The sequence below is a fragment of the Lentimicrobium sp. S6 genome, from assembly GCF_013166635.1.
Classification (GTDB): domain Bacteria; phylum Bacteroidota; class Bacteroidia; order Bacteroidales; family UBA12170; genus UBA12170.
The window spans coordinates 34381-45933 of the sequence record NZ_JABKBZ010000044.1; the positions used below are offsets into that span (position 1 = coordinate 34381).

The following is an 11553-nucleotide window of genomic DNA, read 5'->3' on the forward strand; positions in this document are numbered from 1 at the left end:
TTATTTTATATATTTTTCAACGATATAATCAGCAAATGGGAAACTAGCAGTTAAGGCCGGAGAAACTGCATTTAATATATGAACACTTTTCTTATTCCCTTCAATAACAAAATCTTGCAGGAGTTCTTTAGTTTTTGTATTTAAAAGTTGAGCTCTCATTCCTGGTTCTGTTTTAATTATAAGAGAATCTAATTCAATATCAGCTCTAAGTAGGGGTTTCGCCAGATTCACAAAGTAATTTCTATAATATTTACGCATTTCTGTAAATGCTAAATTTCTAAAGCCGAATGAATTGCTTAGAAACAGATTAGCTTCCCACCCAAGTATATTAAACATTTCGCCCAATTTGAAATTATCAAACCCTTTATAGTTCTCTCGCCAAAAGGCTGGAATGGCTGTTGGCCCAAGCTTAATAGCACCGTCCACAGAAGTTGTAAAATGAACTCCTAAAAAAGGATTATCAATATTTGGTACAGGGTAGATATGTTTTTTTATTTTTAACTCCCCTGCTTTATTTTTAAGGTAAATGCCTTTAAAAGGAATAATTGTACAATTTTTACTGAAATTAAAATCCTTAGCAACTTTATCTGCATAAAGACCGGCAGTATTAATTATTCTATCTGCAATAATAATTTTATTAGAGCTTGTTTCTATTCTATTATCCCCATGATTTCTATAGTAGCCTTCATTAAACAAAAATCTCACCCCTTGCTTTTCAAGATCAATTTGAAGTTGTTTAACAATTTCTTTTGGATCAACGGTAGATGTTGTTGGAGAGTAGAGTGCATTCTTGTGAGTCATGGCAGCAGGCTCAAGACTACTTAGCTCATCCTCATCAACAACACTAATATCAACTCCGTTTTTATCTCCTCTTCTTTTTAATTCAAAAAGAGTTTCCAAATCCTTTTCATTAGTAGCCACGACAACTTTCCCTGCATTATTGATTTTAAGACCTTTTTGCTTACAGTATTCCGTAAGCCTTTGATTACCTTCCTTGGCGAATTTTGCTTTAAAAGAATCAGCTGTATAATAGAATCCAGCGTGTAAAACACCGCTATTTCTACCACTAGCATGTGTCCCAACCTCAGATTCTTTTTCTAACATCAATATATCAGAATCAGGGGATTTTTCCTTTAAGGACTTAGCTATACTAAGCCCTATTATACCAGAACCTATTATCAAGTATTGGGTTTTATAGTTTTTCATTCGATATTCAAGTTTTAAAGCTATTTTATGTTGTTTCTTATCGGATTATTTAATCTTTTGTAATTATAGTACCTGACTAATCAATATAAACGAGGAAAATAGAACTAGAAAATAGTTTAAAAGTTCTCACTGTATTAAATTAAAAAGCTCTTTGGTTCTTCTTAATACGGATATAATACTTTAGTATTATTTAATTAAGAAAAGCATTTAGAACCTTATAAAATCCATGATATATTAATTGTTAACACTTAATTTTTTCCGATCGCCTTTACAATAAAACCAATTTCTTTATGCTTTTGTAAATTCAAAATATTCCTCCCATCAAATACAAATGCGGGTTTCTTCATATTCTTGTATACCAATTCCCAATCATAATCTACAAATTCATCCCATTCTGTAATTATTGCTATGGCATAAGCATCTTTACATGCTTCATATGGGTTATTATAAACACTCACATGCTTTCTGTTTTGATCAGGTTGTCTGGTCTCTAAATAATCCAGATCTGCAAACACTTGTCTTTCCGTTACTTTGGGGTCGTATACAGCTATATTGGCTTTGTCATCAATAAGATAATCGGCAATATACATAGCTGGAGTCTCTCTGGTATCGTTGGTATCTTTCTTAAAAGCCCAACCGAGAAAAGCAATTTTTTTATCTGATACAGTATTGTATAATTTCTTTATGATATTATCCGCAAAACGGTGTTTTTGATAGTCATTTAAGATAATGACCTGTTCCCAATAATCCGCCACTTCTTCTAATCCTAAGGTTCGGCAGATATAAACCAGATTTAATATGTCTTTCTGAAAACACGATCCTCCAAAACCGACTGAAGCTTTAAGAAATTTAGGGCCTATCCTGGAATCGGAGCCTATTGCTCGAGCCACTTCATTTACATCTGCCTCTGTTTTTTCACAAAGAGCAGAAATAGCATTAATTGAAGAAATTCTTTGTGCTAAAAAAGCATTTGCTGTTAACTTAGATAATTCGGAAGACCAAACATTTGTTTGTAGTATTCTTTCTTTGGGCAACCAATGGGCATATATACTACTTAAAGCATCCATGGCTTTTTGTCCTTCTACTGTATGATGATCTCCTCCAATTAATACTCTATCTGCATTGTGTAAATCTTGTATGGCGGTGCCTTCAGCTAGAAATTCAGGATTGGATAGAATCTGGAAATTAATATTGTTCCCGGTATGGTCTAATATAGATTTTATTGCTTGTGCAGTTCTCACAGGTAATGTAGATTTTTCAACAATTATCTTATCATCTTTAGCTACATCTGCAATTTGTCGGGCACACAATTCAATGTATTTAAGATCTGCTGCCATCCCTTTCCCTTTACCATAGGTTTTAGTAGGGGTATTTACAGAAATAAATATCATTTCTGCTTCATCTATTGCTTTATTAACATCAGTGCTAAAGAATAAATTTCGATCTCTAGCTTCACCCACCACATCACTTAAACCAGGTTCGAATATTGGTAATAAATTCAAATCTTCCTGGTTCCATTGATTAATTCTGTCTTCATTAATATCAACTACGGTTACCTGAATTTCGGGGCACTTTTGTGCTATCACCGCCATTGTTGGACCTCCAACATATCCTGCACCTATACAACAGATTTTCCTTATTTTTTTTATCATATTCTTATTTCAGGTTATCAAAATACCACACTTTTTGTTTGATGTTCAAGGTTCAATGTTTGATGCTCGAACTTTAGGTTGGTGTCTTCTTAATGCCTAAATAAGGTTGACCACTTTTGGGTTATTAATTTATCGATTTATAATTTAAATTTTCATTACTCCTTGTTGTTGAGTTATTTTGAATCAAAGTTAGATAATTTGACTCAAAGTTTAAAGGTGTTTTTCTTCCTAAACTTATGTGTGGCTTTTCTTCATTATAAAGTTTCACCGCTCGGTCAACTTCTTTCACCAAATCTTCATAGTTGTTTATTTTCCTGTGGATTAGATAATTATTCTTGATTACTCCATTAAGTCTTTCCGCTTTACCATTCTCCCAGGCATATTCACACATGCTGTTTCTGAATTCATATTTTGCAGTCAGTTTCAGAAAGTTTTTGTCATAATATTGACCACCGCCATCTGAATGAAAGATAATTCCTGATACGCTCAGGTTTTGATTTTGTCTATCCTTTATCGCCATTTCTAAAGCTGGTAAAGTAGTATGTTCTGTCAACAACCTTTTGGATGTTTGATAACCTACAATCTTTCTACTAAAAGAATCCAGAATAAATGTGATGTAGTAAAACTTTCCGTTTACTTCAAAATAGGTTATATCACTCTGCCAGGCTTGATTCACTCCTGTAAGATTGATGTTTTCCAAGAGATTATCAAAGCGAATAACTCCGCTACTATCTGTGGTTTTACGGTAGTTCCGCGGACGTGAAGCCATCAAATCATTATTCTCACAAAATATTTCAAACGCATCTCTTCCAATACCGTCTGGCTGTAATTTGTAGTACATGTCTCGAACTCCCATAGTTGGATGATCATCTCTTATTTGATAAACCAAAGAAAGTAGTTGTTCATGAACTGATCGCTTCATATTCTTACGGTCAAGCCATTTGTGGAATGCCTGTTTGCTAATCCCTGCTGCTCTATAAAGTTTATTCATACTGGAGTCGTATCGTTCTCGTTCATGCCAGATTCTTTCGAGAGTTGGGTGGAAAGCTTTTTTTTTATGTCCACTCCATACATCTCTTCTGCTACTTCTATCATCTTGTCCTTGAACTCAAGTAAAACTTGCTTTTGTCCTAAGCTGCGTTCAAGATCCGCTATCTTTTTCTTTAGCTCAAGGAGCTGTCTGGTATCGCTTTCTGTCTCAACTATCAAACGTTCTTTTTTATTTTTCATAAGACCAAATTTATCAAGCCATCTTCTAACTGCTGAATCAGAGACTTCATATTCTTTACAAATCTCTGAAATTTTTGTGATACCTAATTCTATTTCCCTAACTTTCTGTAATTTAAAACTTTCGCTAAAATGTCGCCTTTGTCTTTCTGCTACTGTTAGTTTTGTCTTTTGACGTGTTGCCATTGTTTTCCTTCCTTCTTGAAAAACGGTCAACTTATTTCAGGCACTGACACATATTCAAAAAGCCATCTATGTTGACCGAGTTGGTGGTTACGGGGTCTTTAATAGAACGGGGTACAGAGCCCAAAGCCGCCTGGTGGAAGACGTATTCGCAATCGCGCACGGCTATCTTGCATACATCCAAATGGCGGATATCCCCTTCTATCATTTGAAAGTTGGGGTTATCCATAAATGGCATGATGTTCTTTTTGTGGCCAGTGCTTAGGTTGTCTAGGCAGACTACTTCGTTGTTGTTTTTTAGGAAGTGCTCTATTAGGTTGGAGCCTATGAACCCTGCTCCTCCAGTTACTAAAACTTTACTATTTTTTAAACTTTTCATTATTGTTATTTGTTGCTCGCTCGCTCGCAAGAAAAGAGGAACCACTGACGCTATGGTCAGGCTGAACGCGGATTATCGCGGATTAGACGAATTTACGCGGATTTACTCGCATAGCTCGTAAGATAGATGGCCACTAATCTATCTGGCTACGCAGCTAGACAGGTGCACGAATGATTAACTAAACGTGATTGGTCTGGATAAACTCGAATGTTTGTTCGCTAGCTCACAATGTAAAACGCTAATTATCATTAATTATGTGCTTTCATTTATAAACGGTGCTCAGCAGGCTCCCCTTGGGTCGGAACGATGCTGTACCGAAGCGTCAGCTGTTGGGGCAAAACTGCTGAATGATGTGCTCGCTCGCTCGCTTTAAAAGAGGTCCCCGTGACGCTGCGGTCAGGGTTAAAACGCGAATTTCCACGGATTTAGCGAATTTTCACGGATTTACTCGCTTTACTCGTAACGGTTTATATTTGATATTTCGTTCTTAATGGGGGAGTTTGCTTCGTTGCTACGCGCCTCGCAATGACTTTCTTCGAAGAAAGATTCTACTCAGGTGTTTCAATTGAAACAAGGTCATTGCGAACGTAGTGAAGCAATCCCCAACAATCTACTCAGGTATTGGTTGCCGTTTTATATGAATGAGTTAATGATTGAATGATACAATAGATTGAACTGCTTTAATAATTAACCCTCTTCCAGTCTCCCCCTCGCCAATTCTCCAGCTCGCTTTGAAAACCTAATCTTCCAGGTTTACTCAAAATTAACCTTGAACTTTGAACTTCAAACTTTGAATAATTTATTGCCACTAATGCACGAATGAATTATGTGACGTGATATAATTGGATTTACACGAATATTTGTTCGCTAGCTCACAAAGTAAAACGCTAATTATCATTAATTATGCGCTTTCATTTATAAACGGTGCTCAGCAGGCTCCCCTTGGGTCGGAACGATGCTGTACCGAAGCGTCAGCTGTTGGGGCAAAACTGCTGAGATTTGTTTGTTACTTACTTCTTAGTTATGGTATGTTTGAATTTCAGTACTGCGAAGTTGAGTTCTATTGTGGTTTCGCTTTCACTAGATTTTAAATCATTATCTAGTAGTTCTGATATGATTTCTCCACTTTTTTGCATGAGTGATTTTTGTTTTTCTTCTTCTGGGTTATCCGACAATTTATTAATGGTTTGTGTGAGTTCCCGAACTCTAGCAAATGCTTCGATAATAGCTATTGTTGTTTGAGTTGCTGCATTGCTTTTTAATATGGTGGCTAACATATATAAGCCCTTTTCAGTAAATACTTTAGGTGAATATTTTGTATGTTGTCCTCTTCCTTTATTCTTTAAGGTCGAAAATTTCGACCTTAAAGAATCTAATTCATCCTTCGTTATTTCTATAATATATCCATCAGGAAACCTGTCAGGATTATTTTTAACCGCCTCATTGATTCTTTTGGTTTCCACTCCATAGATCTCAGCAACATCTCTATCCAAAATCACTTTCTGATTTCGAATCATCATGATTTTTGATTCTATGTTTTTGTATTTATTGATGCTACTCATGATTAATAGTCATAGGACATTGATAAGGGTATAGATTTCAAAGGTTAAGAGGTTTGCTGTTCGAGGTTCAAGGTTTAAAGTTCAAAGTTTTAGGTTCAAAGTTTACCCTGACCGTAGCGTCATGCGTACGTGGTTGCGATGGTTGCGCTTTTAAATGGTTACGCGATTTCTTTACTACGTAAATACATGCCTACGCAAAACATATTTTAATTACTTTGTGTCCAGATTTTCAATAATGGCTTTTTTAAGAGCGTTGCTTGTTGTTTTTGAAAATCTTTCATGGTCATCGATTGGGCGATTATCTCTCGGCTGATTAGTTTTTGAGCTTTCTGGCAGAGTTGATCCAAATATTCTTGGTCTATGTTTTCTCCTATAATGAGTATATGCAGTTCTTTGCTGTCGTGGCCTTTGGCCAAATCGCCTAATAGATATACATCTTGTGGTTCTCCCAAATGCATAATTACCTTTTCAATAATTTTATCCATACCCACATATTTATGTATGATATTTTGAATATCGTTGAAAAGGGGATGCTTTTGATTGGCATGAAACATCTTTTTATGTCCGCTGCTATCGCTATGAAGTAGTCCAGCCTCCTCTAGTCGGTTGAGCTCTAATCGGATGGAGTTGGTTGATTCTCCAAACTCTGTGGATAGCCCTCTTAGATAGCCTTCGCTCATTGGGTTGAGGAAGAACTTGAGTAGAAGTTTGATTCTGGTTTTACTGGTGATTAGGGCTTCTAGCATTTTACGTGGTTGCGATGGTTGCGATGGTTGTGATGGTTACGTGGTTGTGATGGTTACGTGGTTGCGTGGTTACGTGGTTGCGATTCGTTACTACTTAAATACGTCCATACGTAAACACTTAGATACAGCTTCGCCTCTTCACTCCCAGTAGCATTAGGAGGAATAGGGTATTGAGTAACAAATTTACTCGTTATTTTTTATTGCGCAAGTTTTTTGCTCGTTTTTTTAGCTGCTCGCTGGCTCTTGGGAAGAGGAACGCTAATTTTCGCGGATATTACTCGCGTTGCTCGTAAAAAAGGATAGCCACGAATACACGAATGAATTAGTTGACGTGATATACTTGGATGAACACGAATGGTGTTCGCTGGCTCGCTTTAAGAGGAACGCTAATTTTCGCGGATATTAACGCGTTGCTCGTAAAAAAGGATAGCCACGAATACACGAATGAATTAGTTGACGTGATATACTTGGATGAACACGAATGGTGCTCGCTGGCTCGCTTTTAGAGGAACGCTAATTTTCGCGGATATTAACGCGTTGCTCGTAAAAAAGGATAGCCACGAATACACGAATGAATTAGTTGACGTGATATACTTGGATGAACACGAATGGTGCTCGCTGGCTCGCTTTTAGAGGAACGCTAATTTTCGCGGATATTAACGCGTTGCTCGTAAAAAAGGATAGCCACGAATACACAAATGAATTAGTTGACGTGATATACTTGGATGAACACGAATGGTGCTCGCTGGCTCGCTTTTAGAGGAACGCTAATTTTCGCGGATATTACTCGCGTTGCTCGTAAAAAAGGATAGCCACGAATACACGAATGAATTAGTTGACGTGATATACTTGGATGAACACGAATGGTGCTCGCTGGCTCGCTTTAAGAGGAACGCTAATTTTCGCGGATTAAGCGGATTATCACGGATTTACTACATGTAGATTCGCCAGCTCATTTTGAAAACCTAATCTTTCAAATCTACTCAACCTTGAACATGGAACCCATGACGCTACGGTCAGGGTAAACTTTGAACCTCTTAACTTTTCTCTCTGGTGATTTTAGGTAATACTACTTTTAGGCAGGCCTCTACTGATGTTTCTAGGCTGTCCTTGTGGGTGTGGAGTTCTACATCAGGCTTGGCAGGGGCATCGAAGGGGCTGTCAATTCCGGTGAAGTTTTTGATTTCTCCTCTTCTGGCTTTGGCATAAAGTCCTTTTACATCTCTTTGCTCACAGACCTCAATGGGGGTGTTCATAAATACCTCGATGAAGTTTTCCTCTCCTATAATACTCTTTGCCATTTCTCGAATTTCCTCTGTTGGGCTGATAAAACTATTCAAGGTGATGACTCCACTGTTGATGAGGAGCTTGCTGACTTCTGCTATTCTACGAATGTTTTCTAGTCGGTCGGCTTCGGTAAAGCTTAAGTTATTATTGATACCAGAGCGGATATTATCTCCATCTAGAATTTGAGTGAGGAAACCTTTTTCGTAAAGCTTTTGTTCTAGATGTTGCGCTACCGTTGTTTTTCCGGATCCTGATAATCCCGTGAACCAGATGACTACTGAATGCTGGTTTAATAAGCGTTCTTTGTCTTCACGGTTCATGATTCGATCAAACGTAGTATGGATGTTATTGGGTGACATTTTTTATCTTTTGTTTTTAATAAAATAGGTTGTTAAATCGAGCTGGAGATTTGGCGAGCTGGAGAGCTGGGGATGTCTCCGGTATTATAGCTTCCTTTTATCAAATTATTAATCATATGGACTGGCATTGAATTGATATAGTGCTTTATTCGAGCTGGAGATTTGGCGAGCTGGAGATGTCTCCGGTGTTATAGCTTCCATTTATCAGGGTTATTAATCATATTGACAAGCATAGAAATGATATGATTATAGTCATCAATTAATTTTTGATGAGTTATTTCATCAATATAGCCGCAATCTAAAGAAATATCGAGCCAAAAAAGAGTTTCATCCGCTTCTGTTTCAGAGTCGTTGAGTTTATAAACAAAATTCTTTGGATACCTTCTACGACGCCAAGATTCAACAATATTTGCTGCAACCGATCTAGATGACCTCCTAATTTGGCTAATTAAATCGTATTTTTCTTCCTTTGGATAATCCTTAGTTAGATGAAAAATTGTCATTGCTGATTTATACGCAAGTTGATAAACCTTTAATTCTTTAACTGAATTTATTATTGCCATTTTCTATATTATCTTTAAGAAATAATTTACTAATCACAATTTTTCTCCCTCTCCTCTTTCACCAGCTCTCCAGCTCGCCCTTTCTCCCCCTCGCCAGTTCTAAACAAAGAATCTCCACCAAAGTATCAAAACTGCTCCCACGCCATACAACACCGTTAAGGGCAATCCTATTTTCAAATAGTCGGTGAATTTATAGGAGCCGGGGCCGTAGACCATCATATTGGTTTGGTAACCTATTGGGGTCATGAAGTTAGCGGCGGCGGCGTAGGCTATTAAAAGCACGAAAGGCAATGGGTTTAATGATTCTTCTGCGGCAATAGACAATACAATGGGAAAGAGGATGGCTACCGAAGCTACATTGGTGATATAGGCAGCTAAAATGCTAGTTGCGATATAAACTCCGGCCAGCAGTCCGAGTATTCCAAGTGGCGCCAAGAGGTTGATGATGCCATGACTGATATCGGCGGCCACTCCGGTATTGGTCATGGCCGTACCTAAGGCTAATGCCATGGAGATGGTAAGTCCCAGATTGAAGTCGATGCCTTTTTCTATTTCTTTGGGATTGGCAATACCCAATATGAGAACGATAGCCAAAAGTCCGAGCACACCAATAAATAGAGGTATGATTTTGAATGCGGATAGCATGATGGCTGCAATTAATCCACCAATCAATACGATGGTATCTAATACCTTGGGTTTTTCGTAAGTCCTGAGTTTAGAGATTCTATAAAACTCTCTATCGCGAAAGGAGCGGCTTTCGAAATCTTCTCCTGTGAGCATTAATAATACATCACCTGCCTTGATGATGATATTACCGATTTTTCCTTTTAGCTTTTCACCATTACGATGAACAGCAATCACAGAGGCATCATATTTGCTACGGAAGTTGCTTTGTTTCACTGTTTTATTAACGAGGACTGAATTGGCAGCTACTACCACTTCTAATAGTCCTGTCTTTTTCTCTGCTTGATGTTCTGCGGCATGCTCAATCTGCATTCCATTGCTGGGATCTATAATTTCTGCCAATGCTGCGGTGTCTCCTGCAAAGCTTAAGATATCATCTTGTCGGAGCAAGAAGTTGGGGCTTGTAGCGGAGTATACATAGCCTTCACGCTCTACCTCCACTAGGTACAGGCTTTTTAGATTTCTCAATCCAGCCTTACTTACTGTTTTGCCTATTAAATCGGATTTGGAAGTGATTTTTACTTCTACCAGATATTCCCTCAGGTTGCTTTCCAGGTTCTTAGAGATGTCCTTATTGGAGGGCAGGAGCTTCTTGGAGAATATCATGAGATATGTGAGTCCTAATATACTCATGGGTATTCCCACCCAAGCAAAGTCGAAGATATCTAGGGAATGAAAGTTGGGTATGATTTTCTGATCTTGTAGCATCCCATTTACGATAAGGTTGGTAGAGGTTCCGATCAGGGTGATGGTACCACCTAAAATAGCTGCAAAGGAAAGGGGAATTAAAAATTTGGAGGAGGCCATATCATTTTTACCACTCCACTTATTTACATAGGGCATCATCACTGCCACTAGTGGTGTGTTGTTTAAGAAAGCCGACGAGCCTGCCACCATAAACATCATCCTCCCTAAAAAACGATGATAGGTCCGAGCCCCTCGAAAGACAAACTTCTCGAAGAAATTATTGAGAATTCCTTTACTACGAATGATATCGCCAATCAACAACAGGACAATAATAATGATGATTTGCTCATTGGCGAATCCACTTAATATTTCTTTAGGTGAAAGTATGCCTGCAAACCCCAATGTTAGAACCCCCAAAACAAAGGTAAAGGAGGCGCCTAGCCAGTTGAAGTAGAGGCTTAGTAGAATAAAGGTGATTACGGTGTAGACTATGTATTGTTCCATGGTTTAACAGACTTATCTTTTATGATAGATAATTTGCGGGGTAAGGGATTGTAAAGGGTTGTAAGGAATTGTAAAGAGTTGTAAAAAGTAGTAAAGGGTTGTAAGGGATTGTAAAGAGTTGTAAAAAGTAGTAAAGGGTTGTAAGGAATTGTAAAGAGTTATAAAAAGTAGTAAAGGGTTGTAAGGAATTGTAAAGAGTTGTAAAAAGTAGTAAAGGGTTGTAAGGAATTGTAAAGAGTTGTAAAAAGTAGTAAAGGGTTGTAAGGGATTGTAAAGAGTTGTAAAAAGTAGTAAAGGGTTGTAAGGAATTGTAAAGAGTTGTAAAAAGTAGTAAAGGGTTGTAAGGGATTGTAAAGAGTTGTAAAAAGTAGTAAAGGGTTGTAAGGGATTGTAAAGAGTTGTAAAAAGTAGTAAAGGGTTGTAAGGAATTGTAAAGAGTTGTAAAAAGTAGTAAAGGGTTGTAAGGAATTGTAAAGAGTTGTAAAAAGTAGTAAAGGGTTGTAAGGAATTGTAA

General features: G+C 37.6%; 9 protein-coding genes and 1 pseudogene. All 10 read right to left on the bottom strand.

Going from position 1 to position 11553, the window contains the following annotated elements; translation table 11 throughout:
• The 10 genes and pseudogenes from lhgO to HNS40_RS14340 all read right to left on the bottom strand — a co-directional run bounded on the left by lhgO (nucleotide 1) and on the right by HNS40_RS14340 (nucleotide 11039).
• Entirely contained in the window at nucleotides 1–1206 is a 1206-nt protein-coding gene (gene lhgO / locus HNS40_RS14295; protein ID WP_172281974.1) for an L-2-hydroxyglutarate oxidase, read from the bottom strand.
• A 248-nt stretch (nucleotides 1207–1454) separates the two neighbouring features.
• A complete protein-coding gene (locus HNS40_RS14300; RefSeq protein ID WP_172281975.1) occupies nucleotides 1455–2858 on the bottom strand; it encodes a UDP-glucose 6-dehydrogenase in 1404 nt (467 codons plus the stop codon).
• A gap of 124 nt (nucleotides 2859–2982) precedes the next feature.
• A complete protein-coding gene (locus HNS40_RS14305) occupies nucleotides 2983–3849 on the bottom strand; it encodes an IS3 family transposase (protein WP_172281977.1) in 867 nt (288 codons plus the stop codon).
• A complete protein-coding gene (locus HNS40_RS14310; protein ID WP_172281979.1) occupies nucleotides 3846–4271 on the bottom strand; it encodes a transposase in 426 nt (141 codons plus the stop codon). The genes HNS40_RS14305 and HNS40_RS14310 overlap by 4 nt, the downstream gene beginning before the upstream one ends.
• A 49-nt stretch (nucleotides 4272–4320) precedes the next feature.
• Nucleotides 4321–4647: pseudogene (locus HNS40_RS14315) on the bottom strand (NAD-dependent epimerase/dehydratase family protein); the annotation flags it as partial.
• Between the two features lie 1010 nt (nucleotides 4648–5657).
• The gene (locus tag HNS40_RS14320; protein ID WP_172281984.1) at nucleotides 5658–6209 is read right to left on the bottom strand and encodes an ORF6N domain-containing protein; all 552 of its coding nucleotides are present in this window, start codon (nucleotides 6207–6209) and stop codon (nucleotides 5658–5660) included.
• Nucleotides 6210–6415: 206 nt separating this feature from the next.
• Nucleotides 6416–6955 carry an ArsR family transcriptional regulator gene (locus HNS40_RS14325; RefSeq protein WP_172281986.1) on the bottom strand — a complete coding sequence of 180 codons (540 nt, stop codon included), beginning with the start codon at nucleotides 6953–6955 and terminating at the stop codon, nucleotides 6416–6418.
• A 1037-nt stretch (nucleotides 6956–7992) separates the two neighbouring features.
• Entirely contained in the window at nucleotides 7993–8601 is a 609-nt protein-coding gene (gene cysC / locus HNS40_RS14330) for an adenylyl-sulfate kinase (protein ID WP_172281988.1), read from the bottom strand.
• 188 nt (nucleotides 8602–8789) lie between these two features.
• Nucleotides 8790–9164 carry a four helix bundle protein gene (locus tag HNS40_RS14335; protein ID WP_172281990.1) on the bottom strand — a complete coding sequence of 125 codons (375 nt, stop codon included), beginning with the start codon at nucleotides 9162–9164 and terminating at the stop codon, nucleotides 8790–8792.
• 99 nt (nucleotides 9165–9263) lie between these two features.
• Nucleotides 9264–11039, bottom strand: a complete 1776-nt coding sequence (locus tag HNS40_RS14340) for an SLC13 family permease (RefSeq protein ID WP_172281992.1) — start codon at nucleotides 11037–11039, stop codon at nucleotides 9264–9266.
• Nucleotides 11040–11553: the final 514 nt, after the last annotated feature.